This window comes from Streptococcus parasanguinis (genome assembly GCF_001578955.1).
Lineage (GTDB): Bacteria > Bacillota > Bacilli > Lactobacillales > Streptococcaceae > Streptococcus > Streptococcus parasanguinis_U.
The window spans coordinates 278,171-298,961 of record NZ_KQ969691.1; the positions used below are offsets into that span (position 1 = coordinate 278,171).

Here is a 20,791-nt window from a genome sequence, read left to right on the forward strand (position 1 = left end):
TAGATCGCTCTAAAAAATCTTCCGAATGTCTCTTATGACAGGGTTGTCCCCTTTTTTGAATCGAGTGTATATTGACAAGAACGGTGCTTGCGACTGCCTTTTTCCTTTTCGTAGCCTGGGCGGAGCTTGCTTTTAGGGATCTTGTGCTCGTCTTCTAAGAGGACAATCGAGTGGAAAAGCTGCACATCTTCACTGCAGTCCTCACACCACTCTTGCTCCTTGGTATCCCAAAAGATCGTCATGAGATCACTCCGACTCTTATAACTTGGAAAGTGCTCATTTAACTCCAACCACTTCTGCTTGTAGTATTTTAAAGCCTGGTAATAGTCTTCAAACTTCCGACTACTCACGATATCATCTTCCCAACCTTCTAAAAACCACCAGGGTTCACAGTCCCCGTACATTTCAATCACTCGATACATAAACTCTTCCATCCTTTGTATCCTCTATTATATAGAAAATCCTTTGAGAATAAAAGTTTTCTGCTCAGAGCATGATTTTCCAGGTAGTTTTCAGGTGATTTTCACCATTATTTTTCAAAAATAGACTGCCTAATTGCTATTGGGTCCTTTTTTCAAAAAAAGCCGGAACATGTAGTTCCGACTAATTTTCTTATTCTTCTACGACTTCAGCTGTTTGAACTTCATCGACTGTTCCATCTGTTAATGGTACTTCTTCGATAATTTCAACTTCATTAATCGCTTGTGGTTCCAAATTACGGTAACGAGCCATACCTGTACCCGCAGGAATAATCTTACCAATGATAACATTTTCCTTAAGTCCAAGGAGATGGTCTTTCTTACCGCGGATCGCTGCGTCCGTAAGAACACGAGTGGTTTCTTGGAAGGAAGCAGCTGACAAGAAACTGTTGGTTTCAAGAGAGGCTTTGGTGATTCCCATAAGGACTGGACGAGCAGTCGCAGGAACTCCACCAGAGATAAGGACATCCTTATTAGCATCTGTAAAGTCTGTAATGTCCATAAGCGTACCCATGAGAAGGTCTGTATCTCCTGGATCCATGACACGTACTTTACGGATCATTTGACGAACCATTACCTCGATGTGTTTGTCGCCGATTTCTACCCCTTGGCTACGGTATACTTTTTGTACTTCCGCAAGAAGGTAAGTTTCAACCGACAAGACATCACGAACGGCAAGGAGACGTTTTGGTTGGATAGACCCTTCTGTCAGAGCCGCACCACGAGAGACTTGATCTCCCACTTCGACTTTCATGCGGGCAGTGTAAGGGACAACGTATTCGCCCTCACCAGTTGCTCCGCTAACAAAGACTTTCTTGGTGCGTGTAGAAGCATCTTCTTCGATCGCTGTGACTTCCCCTTTGACCTCAGTGATGACCGCTTCCCCTTTTGGATTGCGGGCTTCAAAGATTTCTTGGACACGAGGAAGACCTTGCGTGATATCGGTATTTGAGGCAACCCCACCCGTGTGGAAGGTACGCATGGTCAACTGTGTACCAGGTTCCCCGATAGATTGGGCAGCGATAGTTCCGACTGCTTCACCCACTTCAACCGCATCACCAGTCGCCAAGTTGATACCATAACAGTGACGGCAGACACCATGGCGGGTGTTACATGTAAAGACAGAGCGGATAGTGACTTCTTCCACACCAGCTTTGACAATTTCACGTGCTAGGTCTTCTGAAATCAAGGTATCTGGACCAACGATGACTTCACCTGTTTCAGGATGTTTAACAGATTTCTTGGTATAACGACCAGTCAAGCGTTCTTCGAGTGGCTCGATCATTTCCTTACCATCAGTAATGGCACGGATCACAAGTCCACGGTCTGTTCCACAGTCGTCTTCACGGATAATGACGTCTTGGGCCACGTCAACCAAACGACGAGTCAAGTAACCTGAGTCGGCTGTCTTGAGGGCCGTATCGGTCATCCCTTTACGGGCACCGTGAGTTGAGAAGAACATTTCGAGTACTGACAAACCTTCGCGGAAGTTTGACAGGATTGGCAATTCCATGATCCGTCCGTTTGGAGCGGCCATCAAACCACGCATACCAGCAAGTTGCGAGAAGTTTGAGATGTTACCACGGGCTCCAGAGTCCATCATCATAACGATTGGGTTCTTCGGATCTTGGTTATCCACCAAGCGTTTTTCCAATTTCTCACGAGCTGCACGCCATTCAGCTGTAACGGCATTGTAGCGTTCGTCATCCGTGATCAAACCACGACGGAATTGTTTGGTGATTTGTTCCACACGTTTGTGAGATTCTTCAATAATTTCTGCCTTATCTTCAACGACCGGAATATCGGCAATCCCCACTGTCAAACCAGCAAGGGTTGAATGATGGTAACCCAAGTCTTTCAAGCGGTCCAAGAAAGCAGAAGTTTCGGTTGTACGGAAGCGTTTGAAGATTTCCGCAATGATATTCCCAAGATTTTTCTTCTTGAATGGAACGTTCAATTCCAATTTCTCAATCGCCGCTTTCACATCTTGACCAGGCTCCAAGAAGTACTTAGCTGGAACGCCTTCTGTCAAGTTGGTATTGTTTGGCTCTTGAAGGTATGGAAGCTCTGCAGGCATGATATCGTTAAAGAGGATCTTACCAACAGTTGTCAAGAGAATCTTGTGTTGTTGCGCTTCTGTCCATGGTTTGTCCAAGCTATCGGTCGAAATTCCGACACGTGTATGCAAATGAACATAGCCATTACGAAAGGCCATCACTGCTTCATCACGATCTTTGAAGACCATGCCTTCCCCTTCACGACCAGCTTCTTCCATAGTGAGGTAGTAGTTCCCCAAAACCATGTCCTGAGATGGGGTAACGACTGGTTTCCCGTCTTTCGGATTCAAGATGTGCTCAGCAGCCAACATCAAGATACGAGCTTCTGCTTGGGCTTCTTCTGAAAGTGGTACGTGGATGGCCATTTGGTCACCGTCAAAGTCAGCATTGTAGGCTTCACAGACAAGTGGGTGCAAGCGAAGAGCTTTCCCGTCAATCAAGACTGGCTCAAAGGCTTGGATCCCCAAACGGTGAAGGGTCGGTGCGCGGTTCAAGAGAACTGGGTGTTCTTTGATCACTTCTTCCAAGATATCCCAGATGCGTTCATCTCCACGTTCGACCAATCGTTTTGCAGCTTTAACGTTTTGTACGATATCACGCGCAACGATTTCACGCATCACGAATGGTTTGAAGAGCTCGATGGCCATTTCACGTGGCACACCACATTGGTACATCTTAAGAGTTGGACCAACGGCGATAACGGAACGTCCTGAGAAGTCCACCCGTTTACCGAGCAAGTTTTGACGGAAGCGTCCTTGTTTCCCTTTGAGCATGTGGCTCAATGATTTCAGTGGACGGCTACCTGGTCCTGTGATCGGACGACCACGACGACCGTTGTCGATCAAAGCATCGACAGCTTCTTGGAGCATCCGTTTTTCGTTTTGCACGATGATACCAGGGGCATTCAACTCAAGCAAACGTGCCAAACGGTTGTTCCGGTTGATCACACGACGGTAAAGGTCATTCAAGTCAGAGGCAGCAAAACGGCCACCATCCAATTGGACCATCGGACGAAGATCTGGTGGAATAACCGGAAGGATGTTGAGGACCATCCATTCTGGCTTGTTGCCAGATTTGTAGAAGGCATCCAAGACATCCAAACGACGCACAGCCTTCACACGTTTTTGACCAGTTGCAGTCTTCAATTCTTCTTTCAAGAGAGCAATTTCAGCTTCCAGATCCACTTGTTTCAAGAGGTCTTGGATCGCTTCTGCACCCATCTTAGCTACAAAGGAACCTGGTCCGTATTCACGTAAGCGTTCACGGTATTCGCGTTCCGTCATAATGGATTTGTGCTCAAGTGGAGTATCTTTTGGATCGATCACCACGTAAGCTGCGAAGTAGATGACTTCTTCAAGGGCACGAGGACTCATATCCAAAGTCAATCCCATACGAGAAGGGATTCCTTTGAAGTACCAGATGTGTGATACAGGTGCTTTCAACTCGATGTGCCCCATGCGTTCACGACGAACTTTCGCACGTGTTACTTCAACCCCACAGCGGTCACAAACGATCCCTTTGTAACGGATCCGTTTGTATTTCCCACACGCACATTCCCAGTCTTTTGTAGGTCCAAAGATGACTTCATCAAAGAGACCTTCACGTTCTGGTTTCAATGTACGGTAGTTGATTGTTTCAGGTTTCTTGACCTCTCCATAAGACCATGAACGGACCTTGATTGGAGAAGCTAGGGTGATTTGCATACTTTTAAAACGATTTACATCAACCACTATTTCTTACCTTTCCTTGTTTTCATACTTGTTTCATTTGGATACAGCTTAGGTGGGGGAAGAAAGGAAACTTTCTTGCCACCTCCTTGTGTCTGCATCTTGTTATCGAATCATCCTGTCAGAAACATTGGTTTCTCGCAGGACAATCATTTTTACTGATTATTTTTCTGATTCTTCAGCATCAAAGGCCGCTTTTGCTTCCTTGGCTGCTTTTTCACGTGCTTTTTCAAGGTCATCCACATGAATCACATCATCGTCTTCCCCTTCATCGAGGTCACGAAGTTCCACTTCTTGATCATCTTCGTCCAAGACACGCATGTCAAGACCAAGAGATTGCAATTCTTTGACAAGAACGCGGAAAGATTCTGGTACACCTGGTTTTGGAATTGGTTTACCTTTGGTAATCGCTTCATAAGCTTTCAAACGTCCGTTGACATCATCTGACTTGTAAGTCAAGATTTCTTGAAGGACATTTGATGCACCATAAGCCTCAAGGGCCCACACTTCCATTTCCCCGAAACGTTGTCCACCAAACTGAGCTTTCCCTCCGAGTGGTTGTTGGGTAACCATTGAGTATGGTCCGACTGAACGGGCATGAAGTTTATCATCAACCATGTGGTGAAGCTTGATCATGTACATGACACCGACAGAAACACGGTTGTCAAACGGCTCACCTGTACGTCCATCGTAAAGGATGGTCTTGGCATCACTATCCATACCAGCTTCTTTCACAGTATCCCAGAGGTCTTCTGAGCTTGCTCCGTCAAAGACTGGTGTTGCGATGTGAATACCCAAGTTACGAGCTGCCATACCAAGGTGAAGTTCCATAACCTGACCGATATTCATACGTGATGGCACCCCAAGAGGGTTCAACATGATATCAACCGGTGTACCGTCTGGAAGGTAAGGCATATCTTCAACTGGAACAATACGAGACACAACCCCTTTGTTTCCGTGACGACCGGCCATCTTATCTCCGACGCGGATCTTGCGTTTTTGTGCGATGTAAACACGAACCAACATGTTCACACCAGATTGCAATTCATCTCCGTTTGCACGCGTAAAGATCTTGACATCGCGAACGACTCCATCTCCACCGTGAGGTACACGAAGAGAAGTATCACGCACTTCACGAGATTTATCTCCAAAGATCGCGTGAAGGAGACGTTCTTCGGCAGAAAGGTCTTTTTCACCCTTCGGTGTTACCTTACCGACAAGGATATCGCCTTCTTTTACTTCCGCACCAATACGGATAATACCTGTTTCATCCAAGTCACGAAGAGCATCTTCCCCGACGTTTGGAATTTCACGGGTAATTTCTTCAGGGCCTAACTTAGTATCGCGTGTTTCTGATTCGAATTCTTCCAAGTGAACAGATGTGTAGACATCTTCTTTCACCAAGCGTTCGCTCATGATAACGGCATCCTCGAAGTTATACCCTTCCCATGTCATGTAAGCGACGATTGGGTTTTGACCAAGGGCCATTTCCCCTTTTTCCATCGATGGACCATCAGCGATAAAGTCGCCTTTTTCAACGACATCGCCAACTTTTACAAGGGTCCGTTGGTTGTAGGCAGTACCTGAGTTTGAACGACGGAATTTTTGAATATGGTAGACATCAAGCGAACCGTCTTCCCGACGAACTTCTACCTTGTCCGCATCTGCATAAGTGACTTTACCATCATATTGAGCAATCACTGCAGCTCCTGAATCATGGGCTGCTTGGTATTCCATACCAGTACCCACATAAGGTGCTTTTGGATCGATCAATGGGACAGCCTGACGCTGCATGTTGGCACCCATGAGGGCACGGTTAGAGTCATCGTTTTCCAAGAAAGGAATACATGCTGTCGCAACAGCAACTACTTGTTTTGGAGAAACGTCCATGTAGTCGACTTGATCAGATGGGAATTCTTGGTTATTACCACGGTGACGTCCCATAACGATTGGCTCTGCAAAGCCACCTTCTTCGTTCAACTTAGAGTTAGCCTGTGCGACAATGTACTCATCTTCTTCATCGGCTGTCAACCAAACGATTTCGTTGGTCACCACACCTTTTTCACGGTCTACTTTACGGTATGGAGTTTGGATGAAACCATATTTGTTCAAGTGTCCGTAGGATGACAAGTTGTTAATCAAACCGATGTTTGGTCCTTCAGGTGTTTCGATTGGACACATACGACCATAGTGGGTATAGTGCACGTCACGAACTTCATATCCAGCACGGTCACGTGTCAAACCACCAGGCCCTAAGGCAGACAAACGACGTTTGTGAGACAACTCAGAAAGCGGGTTGTGTTGGTCCATGAACTGTGACAACTGTGAAGATCCAAAGAATTCTTTAATTGCTGCAGTTACTGGGCGGATGTTGATGATTTGTTGTGGTGTCAAGACGTCGTTATCTTGTACAGACATCCGTTCGCGAACGTTTCGTTCCATCCGTGAAAGTCCAAGACGCACTTGGTTGGCAAGCAATTCACCAACGGCACGAATCCGACGATTTCCAAGATGGTCGATATCATCTACACGGCCAAGGCCTTCTGCAAGGTTCAAGAAATAGCTCATTTCTGCCAAGATGTCAGCTGGAGTCACAATCCGTACTTTGTCAGATGGGTTAGCATTTCCGATGATGGTGACAACGCGATCTGGATCTGTTGGAGCGACAACTTTGAATTTTTGCAATTCTACTGGCTCTGTCAAAACAGCAGCATCATTTGGAATGTAGGTGATTTTGTTCAAACCGTTATCCAATTGTTCTGAGATACTGTCGATCACATCGCGCGTCATGACAGTACCAGCTTCTACAAGGATTTCCCCTGTTTCAGCATCTACCAATGGTTCTGCGATTGTTTGGTTCAACAAGCGGTTCTTGATATTGAGTTTCTTGTTGATCTTGTAGCGACCAACTGGTGCCAAGTCATAACGACGTGGATCAAAGAAACGAGCTACCAACAAGCTACGTGAGCTTTCCGCTGTTTTTGGTTCACCTGGACGAAGACGCTCATAGATTTCTTTGAGAGCTTCATCTGTCCGTGAATCCATTGGGTTTTTGTGGATATCTTTTTCAATGGTATTGCGAACCAATTCGCTATCCCCAAAGATATCGATGATTTCATCATCTCCAGAGAATCCAAGGGCACGCACAAGAGTTGTAAATGGAATTTTACGTGTGCGGTCGATGCGCGTGTAAGCAATGTCTTTTGAGTCAGTTTCAAGCTCTAACCAAGCCCCACGGTTCGGGATAACAGTTGATCCATAACCAACCTTACCATTCTTGTCCACCTTATCATTGAAGTAGACACCTGGTGAGCGGACCAACTGAGATACGATAATCCGTTCTCCACCATTGATGATAAAGGTTCCCATTTCAGTCATGATTGGGAAATCACCAAAGAAAACTTCTTGGGTCTTGATTTCACCTGTTTCTTTGTTGACCAAACGGAAGGTCACAAAGATTGGTGCCGAGTAGCTGGCATCGTGGATGCGCGCTTCTTCAAGCGAATACTTAGGTTCGCGGATTTCATAACCCACAAATTCCAATTCCATTGTATCCGTGAAGTTTGAGATGGGAAGCACATCTTCAAATACTTCCTTCAAGCCATGATCCAAGAAATCTTTGAATGAGTCTGTCTGGATTTCAATCAAGTTTGGTAAATCAAGAACCTCTTTGATTCTTGAAAAACTACGACGGGTCCGATGTTTCCCGTATTGAACGTCATGTCCTGCCAAAGTTTTTTACTCCTTTTTCCATACTAGGATAGCTTAGTAAAACGATTTCTACCACCTATCCGATTTTAACTACATTAGTGTGATTTGCATCACGTGAAGAGCTGTCTCTTCCCCTTATTTGTCATTTTTGTAATTTTTAGAAAAATTAAGTTTCTGTAACAAGCTATAATTTTCCCTAAAAATAGACACAAAAAGAGCAGCTAAATCGACTTATTCAAGTAAGATTTAACTGCTGTAAGCTCTTATTTGGACAATATTTCAAATAAAGCACACGACAAATTAGTTGTAACTATTATATCGTTTTTTCCTTCAAAAATCAAGACTTTCACTAGGTTTTCTACTAGATAAGACTAGCGCCGATTGTCACGATTTGAGCTGTTTCGATTTGTAGAATTATTGCTTGAATTGCTACTACTTGAACTACTGCTTGTTTCACTACTATTTGTATTATTATTTCGGTTATTAGTGTTTTGATTGCCACCAGCATTACCTAGAATAGCCGCCCAAGCGTTCTGATAATCGCTGTCAGAACCTCCAATCGCAAAATGATACTGAGTGGTTGGGGCTCCATTTTTTGCCCAAAGGCTTGTTACCATTTGACCACTCACATCGACATCTCGACCATTCACATTGACGCGGCCTGGTTTTTCACCAGTCGATTTGAGTACTTCAGAACGGATTACACTCTTGTCGAAAGTGAATTTGTCTTGGACACCCAAAAGACTCGGATCTGCTTGATAGATCGCATTCACTAATTGTGCCATATACTGAGCATTATTGTTATATCCTGTTAGTGCCTGCATGGAGGCATTGTTGTCATGACCAATCCACCCTCCTAGAGAGACAGTTGGCGTGGACAACATCAACCACATATCCCCATTTGAATTAGTGGTACCAGTTTTTCCAATCCAGTCAGCACCAGCCAGCGTTGGATTGACTTGACTAAGCCGTGATTTGAAGGTTGTGGTTGCCCCAGATGTGAGCACTCCACGTAAGAGATCTTGCATAATCGTTGCCGTTGCTGGAGAGTAGACACGAACAGGATCTGCTTCATGCTTATAGACCACATCCCCATCCCGATCAATAATTTGCTCTACCATATAACGCTTGAGGTAGTTTCCATTATTGGCTATGGTCTGGTAACCATTGGTATGTTGAGCAACTGTGACCTCAATTCCTCCACCCATCGGCAGACTCTCAATTCCGTATTCAGAGATATCATAGCCCATCTTCTTCATGTAAGAGGGAACATCCACCCCTTTTTCACGTAGGGTTCGGTAGGTCCAATAGGCTGGGATATTCCATGAAGTATTGAGAGCCTCACGAAGATCCATCATAGCCGTTCCTCGGCTATCCACGTGCATGATTGGCTCACCACTTGAGAAATTAGTCGGATAGTTAGAAAGGATGCTATTGCTTCCCATCAAGCCTTGGTCGATGGCAATCCCATAGGCCAACAGTGGTTTGATAGTAGACCCTGGGGAACGTTCTGTATCAAAGGCATGGTTGTTTTGGTTGCCGTCAAAATTCCGTCCGCCGATAAATCCTAAAACGGCACCCGTTCGGTTGTCCATAAGGACATTCCCAACTTCTACAAGACCTGTCCCATCATCCAAGACGCTTCCAAAATTAGCTATTGCGGCCTGCATGGCATTGTGAACCGGTTTGTTAATCGTGGTTTGAATGGTGTAGCCACCTTCGCGCAACTCGCTCTCAGCTAATTCTTGGTAAGCCTTGACGGTTTCATTATTTTTCAAATCTTGCTTGGTGACATTGTCTCGCTTGATCAAGTAATCATACATGGCCTCTTTTGCTTCTGCCATGGCTTGGAAGTAGAGGTAGTCATGCGGTGTTTTCTCGATGCCATCTGGAGCGATGAAGTCTTTGGTCAAGTCGTACTGAGCATAGGTCTCGTAGTCTTTTTTCGACAAGGCTCCTGTCCGGTACATATTGAACAAAACGTCTTTGGCACGCGCCAGACCTAACTCGAGGTTCTCCTTGCTCTTTAGGCTACCGTCTGCAGCATAGGGGGAGTAGACAATCGGACTTTGTGGCAAGCCAGCGATAAAGGCCGCTTGTGGAACAGATAAGTCTTTCGCAGAGACGCCAAAGATCCCTTGAGCCGCAGCTTCCACACCCGCAATATTTTGTCCCCGATTGTTTCGTCCAAAAGGCGAAACATTTAAGTAGGTGGTTAGGATTTCATTTTTATCCATTCCCCGCTCTAAAGCCAAGGCATCGACAATCTCTGTCGCCTTACGAGTAAAGGTCGGAGCGTCTCCCACAACTTGCTGTTTGATCAACTGCTGGGTTAGGGTTGATCCCCCACTAGAGGAACCCACACCGGCTACAGATCCAAGCGTTGCCCGAAGAACGGCTTTAGGTACAACCCCCTTGTGGCTTTCAAAATTCTCATCCTCAGTAGCGATCACAGCCTTCTTGACATTGTCTGAAATGGCGTCTCCTGCTACTGGCGTGCGGATCAAATCACTGTCCACTTCTGCAATCAAGCTCTTATCGGAATAAGTCAGTTTTGAAACACTGCTGACGTTGCGAACCTGCTGGACCAATTCTTCTGTCTTTGGAACCTTGACGTTGCTAAAGAGGCTCGCCGCATAACCAATCCCGATCCCTGCGCCAAATAAAAAGAGGCACACGAACAGAGCGATCATGACATCCCACAAGAGTTTGAGGGTTCGCAAAAAGGTCGCAAAAATATCACCGACAGACCAGCTACTTTCTTCATTTTTTTCCTTATTCGGAGTTTCTATATACATATTTGCAAAGAATTTTTGGACTTTCTTCCAAAACTCTTGCAGTTTCTCTTTTAATTGATTCACTGATTCTTTCTCCTTGTTCCCTATATTATAGCAGATTAGACCCTTTGTTTTCAATCACAAGAGCGTAGAAATCGTCACTCATTCTTCTTGGGTCAGGACAAGAAAATGATGGAAAGCATTGCCATTTCCGTGGTTTATGGTAGAATAGAGAAATGAATAAACTTATAAAGGAGAAAAGACACATGCACATTTTTGATGAGCTAAAAGAGCGTGGTTTGGTATTTCAAACGACGGATGAAGAAGCCTTACGCAAAGCACTGGAAGAAGGTCAGGTTTCTTATTATACTGGTTATGATCCAACTGCTGACAGCCTTCACCTTGGTCACTTGGTTGCCATCTTGACGAGCCGTCGCCTTCAACTAGCAGGCCACAAACCTTATGCGCTCGTTGGCGGTGCGACTGGTCTCATTGGAGATCCGTCCTTCAAAGATGCTGAACGTAGTCTCCAAACAAAAGAAACTGTACAAGAATGGGTTCGCTCCATTCAAGGACAATTGTCTCGTTTCCTCGATTTTGAAAACGGGGACAATAAAGCCGAAATGGTCAACAACTACGATTGGTTCGGAAGCATTAGCTTTATTGACTTCCTTCGTGATGTCGGAAAATACTTTACAGTCAATGCTATGATGAGTAAAGAATCTGTTAAAAAACGGATTGAGACAGGGATTTCTTACACAGAGTTTGCCTACCAAATTATGCAAGGCTATGACTTCTACGTCCTCAACCAAGAACACAATGTAACCCTTCAAATTGGTGGATCTGACCAATGGGGAAACATGACAGCCGGTACTGAGTTGATGCGTCGTAAAGCAGATAAAACTGGTCATGTTATGACTGTGCCTTTGATCACAGATGCAACTGGTAAGAAATTCGGTAAATCAGAAGGTAATGCGGTCTGGCTCAATGCAGACAAAACATCTCCATACGAAATGTACCAATTCTGGATGAATGTTATGGATGCAGATGCTGTGCGCTTCTTGAAGATCTTCACATTCTTGTCACTTGATGAGATTGAAGAGATCCGTAAACAGTTTGAGGCTGCTCCTCATGAACGCTTGGCTCAAAAGATCTTGGCGCGTGAAGTGGTCACCCTTGTCCACGGTGAAGAAGCCTACAAGGAAGCCCTCAACATCACAGAACAACTCTTTGCAGGAAACATCAAAAACCTTTCTGTCAAAGAGCTCAAACAAGGCCTTCGTGGTGTGCCAAACTACCAGGTCCAAGCAGAAGACAACCTCAACATTGTTGAACTCTTGGTCACAGCTGGTGTGGTAAATTCTAAACGCCAAGCCCGCGAAGATGTTCAAAATGGTGCTATCTACGTTAACGGCGAACGCATCCAAGACCTTGACTATGTCTTGAGCGATAGCGATAAATTAGAAAATGAATTGACCGTTATCCGTCGCGGTAAGAAAAAATACTTTGTTTTGACTTATTAAGAAAGTAAAACCACGAAGTTTGGTATGAACTTCGTGGTTTTCTTATACACTTTTTCTGGGACTATTTCCCTTTTCTGCGATGCAACAATGCCTGGTTGATTCGTTGAGTTTTTTTATGGAGCTGCCAAATCTGGTAAAGCCAGATCAGGCCGTAAATGGCTAGAAAGATCAACCAAGGAATCGGGCTCCGTAAGGCTGCCCCCCAGCCAAAAAATAAAGTAGGTCAATGCTAAGATGGTAGCTGTCACAACTAAATGCAAGGCCACACGCAAACTATAGGTCAAAAACTCTTCTTCCTCAAGAATGAACGTCAAGACTCCCATTGTTCCACTCATTAAAAAGATCGCCAGGATGTTGCGGGCATTTACAGCGGGATAGACGATGTTGGTATAGAGATGGGATAATAACACCAAACACAAATAAAAGAAGGAACCTGTCCTCATACCAGATACAAAATAAGCTATAACTCGTTTCATCACTTTCTCCTATACCCCTAAATAATCCATCAAGGATTTGACATATTTCCGACTGACACTTGATTTTACTCCGCGTGTCAGTTTAGCCATCATATTGCCTGAAAAACTATCCGATAGCGATTCCAAATGGTCGATATTCATCACCGCGTGGCGTGATATCTGTAAAAAATTACGACGATTTATCCGATGTTGAAAATTTGTCAAAGTATCTCTGACGGTGAACATTTTGTCTGTCGTATAAATGGTTAGCTGATTCTTATCAATCTCGGCTAAAATAATGTCATCAATTTTTACCATGATCAAATGATCATCTGTTTTGATAGGAATCACTACTTGATTCACTGTCGAAAACTGTTCGAGGTAGTCCATCACCTCTCGTGCTTGATCAGATAATTGCTTGGCTTGAATGACCACACAGGGGTCGTTTTCTGGGATATCCTGTTTTTCCTCAAAACGAATCTTCATTCCTACTCCAATTCTCACTTACTTTCTTTTATTCGATCTTTTTGCTAAGGAAACCCAAATCCCCAAAGCTAGAAGAATACCACCTAACACTATAAGGTATGTTTGTTCCTTTGTCAATAACGCTTGCCATTTGAGCTGAACGCCCATTTTTTCTTGAAATTCTCGAAGAAGATCATCTCGCCCCTTAAAGGTTTCGCTCACTGCTTCTTTCATGAGTACTTGCCGATAAAGTGATGCAATATAAGTTGCTGGAGTACATTTCATTAGTAGTTGTGCAAAATCAGGTAGAACACCTAAAGGTACATAAGTCCCTACCAAAAAACCAGAAACTGTACCCACTATGGTCGAAAACTTCCCAAGACTGTCTACGGAATGGAAAAAATAAACAAAAATGGCATTCACTAAACTAGAAAGCAGGCTACTAAGCAGCATGATGAGGAGCACTTCAGGTAATAAAGACAGTGCTGGAACTTCTCTAAAATAGCCACACATCAGCACATACATAAGGGCCTGCATGAAAAAAGAGATGATGATTGCGCTCGTTAGATACGAAAATGGTAACCGCCACTTTCCTTGATCCGATAAACAAAGATCCTGATCTACTTGATGTTCACGATCCTTTACTAGCTGAGTCAGGGTAGCCAGACTTGTCGTAATCCCTGTCACAGCCAGCGTCCCACTCATTAACCAATTATTTAACACAGGACCTCTATTGGGGAGCTGAGCCCAAGCATCTGTTAGATTTTTTTGAAGAAAAATAATATAAAGAATAAAGGAAATCAAGGCTCCCAACAGAGAGAAGAAAACTCCTGAACGATTCCTGAAGTACAATAAAAAATTTCGCTTTAGTAAGGTTAGCATTAGCGAACCTCCCTTCCTGTAAGTGCAATAAAGGCATCATCCATGGTCCCTGGACGAAACTCAAAATGGGCTATTTTATCTCTAACTTGTGCCAGATAATCAATGGCTTCCCTTTCACTCTCGGGTTGAAAAACATATTCTAATGATCCCTGTTGTTCTACTGACATTCCTGAATTTTCAGGACTTTCTATCTGCTGCATCTCCTTGAAACGAATCTTCAAGATGTTTTTTGCATACTGGCTCTTAATATCTCGTGCTGATCCCTGAGCAATCACTTTCCCATGGTCCACAATATAAATCTGATCAGCTTCATCTGCCTCGTCAAGATAATGCGTGGTCAAAACAACAGTCATTCCCTCTTCCCTCTGCAATTGATAGAGCAAATCCCAAATAGACTTCCGGGTTTGGATATCCAAACCTGTCGTTGGTTCGTCTAAGAAAAGGATATCTGGTTGTGAGAGCAGGGCACGCGCAATGTCAACCCGACGCTTTTGGCCACCTGAAAGCGTCCCGTATTTCTGCTTTTGGAAAGCTGATAGACCTAGCCGATTAATGAGACTAGATACACGATTGGGTTTTAGGCCTTTGTACTGTCTGGCACGAATGGTCAGATTTTCTCTAACCGTTAGCATCTCATCTAAGACACTAGTCTGGAAGACCACACCAATTTTAGTACCTGGTTCATAGATGATTTCACCTTGCGTTGCTTGTTTCAAACCAATCAACATGGAAATCGTAGTTGATTTCCCCGCCCCATTTGGTCCTAGAATCGCATTAAAGGTTCCCTTTTCAAACTGTAAGTGAATATTGTTTACGGCTAAATGATTTCCATACTGTTTGCTTATGTTTTTAGCTTGTAATATCATGTTCTCTCTCCTTTTGATAGAACCAGTCTAGCAAAAAAGCCGTTTAAAAAACGGCTTTTGGGGCTAAGTGGTTAAAATGAAGAGATGAGTGGCGAGATAGAAGAGATTAAAATGAGGAAAAAATTTATTACACCCATTCTTTTCCCCATTGATTCAAGTCCTTTAAAATCGGCATCAGTGACTTACCTTTTTTTGTCAGCTCATATTCTGTATGGAGTGGCATAGACTCAAAATCATATTTCTCAACCAATTGGAGCCTCATTAAAGCATCGGTTGCTATCTAGAGGCTCTTTTGTTACACTACTAATATGAATACACCGATCAAACCAAAATTACAACGATTTCAAACAGCCACTGCTTTTGCCTGTCCCATCTGTCAACTAGACCTAGAACTTGTGGAGACCAGTTTTAAATGTCCCAAGAGCCATTCTTTTGATTTAGCGAAATTCGGCTATGTCAACCTGGCTCCCCAGATCAAGCAATCGAAGGACTATGACAAAGAAAATTTCCAGAATCGCCAGCTGATCTTGGAAGCAGGTTTTTATGAGCCGATTCTAACAGCGATCGGACAAAAAATTCCGACCAGTGATGCCAAGATTCTAGATATCGGATGTGGAGAAGGCTATTACTCCCGAAAACTACAAGAAGCCTATACCGAAGCTACTTTCTATGCATTTGATCTTTCCAAGGAATCTGTGCAGCTAGCTGCCAAGAGTGACGCTAGCTGGAAGGTCAATTGGTTTGTAGGAGACTTGGCTCATTTACCCATTCAATCTAAGAGTATGGAGGTCATTTTGGACATCTTCTCCCCAGCTAATTACGCTGAATTCGAGCGTGTCTTAAAGGCAGGAGGGGTCATCATTAAGGTCGTCCCAACCTCTTCTCATCTGAAAGAAATTCGTCAGTTGGCTCAAGATCAATTGACCAAGCAGTCCTACTCCAACCAGGAAATTTTGGAGCACTTTGAAGACCACTGCCAAATCCTCTCATCCGAAACGGTCAGCCTCACCAAGAGTTTAACTCCTGAAGAACGCCAAGCGCTCCTCGCCATGACCCCTCTTCTATTTCACGTAGACCAAGAAAAGATCGACTGGAATCAACTCACAGAAATCACCATTGAAGCTGAGCTGCTGGTTGGGAAAATCAAGATACAAAGGACGTAGCGGATAAAGTCAAAATAGGGTATTCGACGCAGAATCATTAGATTCTAGGAGGATACATCTTTACAAATCTAATAAAATCTTAAAAAAATTCATTCGTTAGAATTATCTAATCATCTACTGAAACTTTCCGCCGTGAGGAAAGTACCTGAAACACATTTGTTTCAGGTACTCGGAATTATTGAAACCTTAGGTTCAATAATTAGTCATGGAACTTCCTGGATTGCTGAAATCATCCACTGGATAATTTCACCTAACGTCCGTACTCACCTAAGGAAAGTTTTTAAGAAGACTTTATCTTCAATTAAAAGGCTGAGACAAATCGTCTCAGCCTTTTACTCATCTTCTGCATGCTCTGTCATGACTTGTAAAGCACTTTTTTAAATCCTTTTGGCTATTTGTGCGATTTTTTCGAGTTCTTCTTTCCGTTGACGATCACTCATATACTCCACTCGTGTAACTTGTGTCACTTTAACCGGTTTAATACCACAGGGTTTCAAGATTTGGGATTTTAGAACCTTTGCGTAGTCTTGAGAAAAAGGAAGAAACATTTTTGGCGTATTATGCGTCGTAATGATCCACGCTTTTCCATCTAGTTGCCCCACCGGACCTCGAGGTCCATTCTGATAAGCAAAACCTGCAACAAAAACACGATCAATAAAACCTTTTAAAATAGCTGGCATTCCACTCCACCAAGTAGGGAAAATAAAAATCAACTGATCCGCCCAACTCAATAAATCTCTATACGGTTTCATGTCTTCATTATGCTGTAAATCTCTCCTTTTATGCCTTTCATCAAAACGTAAAACCGGATCAAAGTTTTCTTTATATAAGTCTACTATTTTAACCCTATGCTCTGGTGCTAAATGCTTTTGCACAGTTTGAAGGATTGATGCATTATAACTTGTTTCATTCGGATGTGAATAGATTATTAAAACATTCATCAGCTATCTCCTTTTATATAAATATCAAGCATCGTTCTGACGGTCTTTTGAACATCATTTTCTTTAAAGCTTTCTCCAACAGGACTCCTTACCAATAGAGCCAAACCAGCAATAAAACTCCAAAAATGGATCAAAATTTCTGCGTCACTACTAGAAAGATTTTCCTCATCTTTAAGTCTTAACGCTACCGACTTAAAATGTTCAAATCCTGGTAAAGAGGAATTGACTGAAATAGTTTCCTGGGATAACTCCAAATAGTTATATGGAAATTTGATAAATAATGCTTCAAATAGATAGGTTTCATCTTGGGCAAACCTTACAAAGTTACAGCCCATCAGAGTTAGTTGAGTTCTTGCATCTATGGAAGTATCAATCCCTTGTATCATATTTTTCAAAAAGAACATTGATAAGTGTTCCATAACCACTTGAATATATCTATCTTTACTTCCAAAATGCTTATAGGGAGCTCCATGAGTCACCCCACATTTTTGAGCTATTGTACGCATAGACATCCGGTCAATCCCGTTAGTTCTGATTTCTTCAATGCCGACCAAAATTAACTTTTCTTTCAGTTCTTCCGTATTCCGTTTCATTTGACCACCTTTTCTTATCAAAGTATACGTCGTCTACTTTTTATAAAGTATACACTGTCTACTTATGTTTGTCAAATTAAAAAATACTCAAAACTCAGCTTCAGAGTCTCTGACCTTCTGTTATCTACTCACCTAAGGGAAGTTTCTAATAAGACTTTGTCTTCAATTAAAAGGCTGAGACAAATCGTCTCAGCCTTTTACTCATCTTCTGCATGCTCTGTCATGACTTGTAAGCGATAGGTTTTAGGCGATTTTCCACAGAGTTTACGGAAAACCTTGTAGAAATAGCCCACATTACTGTAACCGACTTTATAGCAGATATCTTCAATGCTGTCATTGGTCGATAAGAGGAGCTGCTGGGCAGCCTTAATCCGCTGTTTGTTGAGGAGTTCTGCGAAAGTCGCATTGGTTTCTCGTTTAATCAATTGGCCTAAATAGACTGGATTGATAAAGAGAGCCTGACTGATGTCCTTGAGTGACAGCTCTTTTTGGTAATCACGGCTAATCACTTGGAGGACACTCGCTACATTTTCATTCATCCGATAGTGGGATAAGAAACGGGACAACTCTTCCTGGATAAAGCCAATCATCTCGCTAAAGGTGGCAGCATCATGGACTTTCTTAACCACATCGGCCAAATCATCTCCTTGCAGGTATTCAAACAAATGAAAGACATCCATCAAAAATTGGATAAAGAGCTGCTTGGTCAGTGAAACCTTAGGTGTCTTCTCAAGGATCATTTTTTCTAACCAGTCCAGTTCTTCTAAGATCTGTTGGATATTTCCTTGCATGATCACCCGGTAGGCCGGTTCGTAGTAATGGAAGACCTCTTCATCTTGATTGAGAGGGATCGCCCCATAAAAGAGGCTCCGCTCTACTAGGTCCTTAAATTGATGAAAGTGCTCCTTATACGGAGGCTCAAATGCCTTCTCAATCATGGCTTCTTCTTCTTGATCTGAGATAAAGAGTTGAAGATTTTGCCCTAGAACTTGGTAAGACGAGCTGATAAAGCCTTTTTTCTCCTTAGCAACCCCAATCCACAGTGAATTCCGACCTGCGATATACCGACAAAACTCTTCCTCAGAGATGTCATCGTGAATCAAACGGTTGGCCAACTCTTGGCTTGGTTGCTGGATTTGGTTCCGAATTTTTTCTAGAATATTGCCCATCTCCACCTTATTGACAGGTTTGAGCAGGTAGTCTGCCACGCGCAAATTGAGGGCTGTTTTGACATATTCAAAATCCTGATAGCCTGACATAATGATAAAAGCAGCATCTGGGATCAAATCCTTCATCTCAGCAATCATCTGAAGTCCGGTCTTGCCAGGCATATTGACATCCGTGATCACCACATCCACCGGATGCTCTCGCACATAATCAAGAGCCTGGTCTGCATCTTCAGCAGTTGCGACCACTTCCATATTCCAGTGGTCAAAGGGGATTAATTTTTTTAATCCTTCTGTAATCATATACTCATCGTCTACTAATAAGACTTTGTACATTCTGTCTCCTTTATTCATCTTGAATGGTTATCGTATAAGTCACTCCATGGTGAGGTTGGGAGAAGGCTTGGATATGGTAGCGATCTCCAAAATAGAGTAGCATGCGTTCATGAACATTGACAATTCCGATGGACTGCCGCCCACTCTTTTCTTCGATTTCTGAGCGTGGATTGCGATTGGCTAGTATTTCTTGAATTTTTTCTAGCTGTTCTTCTTCCATCCCGCGCCCATTATCACTGACCAGGATCATGACTTGCCCTTCTCCTTGCAAGACTTTGACACTAATCACATTGTCCTTGCGTTTGTGGTCCACCCCATGTGCAAAATAGTTCTCAACCAAAGGCTGGATAGTAAATTTTGGAATCTTCATTTTTTCCAAACCTGGATCGATCTTAAAGCCATAGGCAATCGATTTTGGATAACGCACCATGCAGAGGTAGCTGTATTTGCGACAAAATTCGAGCTCATTTTCAACTGTCGTCACTCGCTCATCTGAGATATTATTGCGCAAGAGACTACTAAACTCATAGATAATATCACCCAACTCTTCTTGCTCTTGCATCACGGCATACATCCGGATAAATTCCAGTGTATTGTACATGAAGTGGGGATTGATCTGGGCTTGTAGCGCCCGCATATTAGCATCTTTTTGGCTGAGCTGTAGCTGATAGATATCCCGAATATTCTTGTCCATATTGTCCAACATGGTATTGATCATATTACCAATAACCAAAAGTTCTTGGTCCTTGGTCGAGGTATCAATCCGTCGTTCACTATCGCCTTGACTGATCTGATTCATGGTATCGACTAAATCGAGGACTTGACGCCGGTAATTTTTGAAAATCTGACCTAATAATAAGTAAAGGATCAAGAAAATCAGGAAGGAAACGGAAAGAAAGGTAGTCAGGTTGGCTAGACCCTTTTTGACCAGATAACTTTCAGAAACAGCTACATCCACCTTGTAGCCATAGATCGTGCTACGGGTTTGCCATTTAATATCCTTCGATTGTCCCTTATCCCCTTCATGGTACATCTCTTTCCCAAAGGGCGTAAAGATCCGCACAGCGATTGGAAGATCACCTCTGGCATTATCAATCGCTGCCGTCAAAATTTCCTGGTCCAAGGTCATATAAGCAATCCCAACTCCGGCTCCCGTTGTCGGGTCTGTCAAAGGAACTGGAATAGCTGTCACAGGAGCCTTGTAATGATCCGCCGATACTTGCTTACCTCCCTTCGATTGCCGTGTGGAGACAAATACCGTCTTGTAATCAGACAAGGTGACATCGATGCCCTCTATGTTTTTATTGCTCAAATAGAGGCTATCAATATTCTTATGTAGAGACAACTGGATATAAGAAGGGAATTGGGCATTCAATCGCCAAGTCTCATATTCCGATGGCGTCAAGGTAAAATAGCGATAAACTCCTTCTAATTTTGCAGGGTTTTCAACGAGACTACGGCCTTCTTGTGTAACCCGCTGATAAGAGGTCTCGAGATCCGTCACGACTTCGGTCAAAACCCGTTGGGCGATCCGATCTGCTTCAGCTTGCTGGTTTTTCCAAGAGATCCCCGCGACGACCAGGCCCATGATGGTCAAAATGGCCACCATGACACAGGCGTAAAATTTTAAAAGCGTACTTAACCAGATTC

The 20,791-nt window shown here is 43.4% G+C and carries 13 protein-coding genes and 2 pseudogenes; 2 read left to right on the plus strand and 13 right to left on the minus strand.

The window, feature by feature from the left end:
• Positions 1–32: 32 nt before the first annotated feature.
• The 4 genes from SPADD19_RS08140 to pbp1b form a co-directional block, all read right to left on the minus strand.
• Complete coding sequence (locus SPADD19_RS08140) at positions 33–422, minus strand: DUF1033 family protein (protein WP_061455751.1); 390 nt, start codon at positions 420–422, stop codon at positions 33–35.
• A 190-nt stretch (positions 423–612) separates the two neighbouring features.
• Complete coding sequence (gene rpoC, locus SPADD19_RS08145) at positions 613–4,266, minus strand: DNA-directed RNA polymerase subunit beta' (RefSeq protein WP_061455752.1); 3,654 nt, start codon at positions 4,264–4,266, stop codon at positions 613–615.
• Between the two features lie 159 nt (positions 4,267–4,425).
• A complete protein-coding gene (gene rpoB, locus SPADD19_RS08150) occupies positions 4,426–7,995 on the minus strand; it encodes a DNA-directed RNA polymerase subunit beta (protein WP_049498594.1) in 3,570 nt (1,189 codons plus the stop codon).
• Positions 7,996–8,345: 350 nt separating this feature from the next.
• Positions 8,346–10,835 (minus strand): penicillin-binding protein PBP1B, encoded by a 2,490-nt coding sequence (gene pbp1b / locus SPADD19_RS08155; protein WP_061455753.1) that lies wholly within the window; start codon positions 10,833–10,835, stop codon positions 8,346–8,348.
• Positions 10,836–11,017: 182 nt separating this feature from the next.
• Here pbp1b and tyrS point away from each other — a divergent pair, with 182 nt between their 5' ends.
• Positions 11,018–12,274, plus strand: a complete 1,257-nt coding sequence (gene tyrS / locus SPADD19_RS08160; protein ID WP_003004779.1) for a tyrosine--tRNA ligase — start codon at positions 11,018–11,020, stop codon at positions 12,272–12,274.
• A gap of 61 nt (positions 12,275–12,335) precedes the next feature.
• Here the strand turns inward: tyrS and SPADD19_RS08165 are convergent.
• The 5 genes and pseudogenes from SPADD19_RS08165 to SPADD19_RS08185 all read right to left on the minus strand — a co-directional run.
• Positions 12,336–12,750 (minus strand): annotated as a pseudogene (locus SPADD19_RS08165) (DUF3021 domain-containing protein).
• 9 nt (positions 12,751–12,759) lie between these two features.
• A complete protein-coding gene (locus tag SPADD19_RS08170; RefSeq protein ID WP_003019120.1) occupies positions 12,760–13,215 on the minus strand; it encodes a LytTR family DNA-binding domain-containing protein in 456 nt (151 codons plus the stop codon).
• Between the two features lie 18 nt (positions 13,216–13,233).
• Entirely contained in the window at positions 13,234–14,076 is an 843-nt protein-coding gene (locus SPADD19_RS08175) for an ABC transporter permease (RefSeq protein ID WP_061455754.1), read from the minus strand.
• Positions 14,076–14,942 (minus strand): ABC transporter ATP-binding protein, encoded by an 867-nt coding sequence (locus SPADD19_RS08180; protein WP_061455755.1) that lies wholly within the window; start codon positions 14,940–14,942, stop codon positions 14,076–14,078. The genes SPADD19_RS08175 and SPADD19_RS08180 overlap by 1 nt, the downstream gene beginning before the upstream one ends.
• Before the next feature lie 127 nt (positions 14,943–15,069).
• Positions 15,070–15,213 (minus strand): annotated as a pseudogene (locus tag SPADD19_RS08185) (winged helix-turn-helix transcriptional regulator); the annotation flags it as partial.
• 37 nt (positions 15,214–15,250) lie between these two features.
• On the opposite strand from SPADD19_RS08185, the gene SPADD19_RS08190 reads away from it, so the two are divergent.
• Positions 15,251–16,105 (plus strand): putative RNA methyltransferase, encoded by an 855-nt coding sequence (locus SPADD19_RS08190; RefSeq protein ID WP_003019161.1) that lies wholly within the window; start codon positions 15,251–15,253, stop codon positions 16,103–16,105.
• A gap of 377 nt (positions 16,106–16,482) precedes the next feature.
• Here SPADD19_RS08190 and SPADD19_RS08195 read toward each other — a convergent pair whose 3' ends face one another.
• From SPADD19_RS08195 to SPADD19_RS08210, 4 genes are all read right to left on the minus strand, one after another.
• A complete protein-coding gene (locus SPADD19_RS08195) occupies positions 16,483–17,046 on the minus strand; it encodes an NAD(P)H-dependent oxidoreductase (RefSeq protein WP_003019138.1) in 564 nt (187 codons plus the stop codon).
• The gene (locus SPADD19_RS08200; RefSeq protein WP_003019176.1) at positions 17,046–17,639 is read right to left on the minus strand and encodes a TetR/AcrR family transcriptional regulator; all 594 of its coding nucleotides are present in this window, start codon (positions 17,637–17,639) and stop codon (positions 17,046–17,048) included. Before SPADD19_RS08200 ends, SPADD19_RS08195 begins: the two co-directional genes overlap by 1 nt.
• Before the next feature lie 197 nt (positions 17,640–17,836).
• Positions 17,837–19,141, minus strand: coding sequence for a response regulator transcription factor (locus tag SPADD19_RS08205; RefSeq protein ID WP_049506762.1), 1,305 nt, complete (start codon positions 19,139–19,141; stop codon positions 17,837–17,839).
• A 10-nt stretch (positions 19,142–19,151) separates the two neighbouring features.
• Positions 19,152–20,789 (minus strand): sensor histidine kinase, encoded by a 1,638-nt coding sequence (locus SPADD19_RS08210; RefSeq protein WP_128861618.1) that lies wholly within the window; start codon positions 20,787–20,789, stop codon positions 19,152–19,154.
• Positions 20,790–20,791 lie beyond the last annotated feature (2 nt).

Excerpts from the sequence above, each read along its gene's own strand:
- SPADD19_RS08140 (WP_061455751.1), bottom strand. The coding sequence starts at position 422 with ATGTATCGAGTGATTGAAATGTACGGGGACTGTGAACCCTGGTGGTTT.
- tyrS (WP_003004779.1), top strand. The coding sequence starts at position 11,018 with ATGCACATTTTTGATGAGCTAAAAGAGCGTGGTTTGGTATTTCAAACG.
- SPADD19_RS08170 (WP_003019120.1), bottom strand. The coding sequence starts at position 13,215 with ATGAAGATTCGTTTTGAGGAAAAACAGGATATCCCAGAAAACGACCCC.
- SPADD19_RS08175 (WP_061455754.1), bottom strand. The coding sequence starts at position 14,076 with ATGCTAACCTTACTAAAGCGAAATTTTTTATTGTACTTCAGGAATCGT.
- SPADD19_RS08180 (WP_061455755.1), bottom strand. The coding sequence starts at position 14,942 with ATGATATTACAAGCTAAAAACATAAGCAAACAGTATGGAAATCATTTA.
- SPADD19_RS08190 (WP_003019161.1), top strand. The coding sequence starts at position 15,251 with ATGAATACACCGATCAAACCAAAATTACAACGATTTCAAACAGCCACT.
- SPADD19_RS08195 (WP_003019138.1), bottom strand. The coding sequence starts at position 17,046 with ATGAATGTTTTAATAATCTATTCACATCCGAATGAAACAAGTTATAAT.
- SPADD19_RS08200 (WP_003019176.1), bottom strand. The coding sequence starts at position 17,639 with ATGAAACGGAATACGGAAGAACTGAAAGAAAAGTTAATTTTGGTCGGC.
- SPADD19_RS08205 (WP_049506762.1), bottom strand. The coding sequence starts at position 19,141 with ATGTACAAAGTCTTATTAGTAGACGATGAGTATATGATTACAGAAGGA.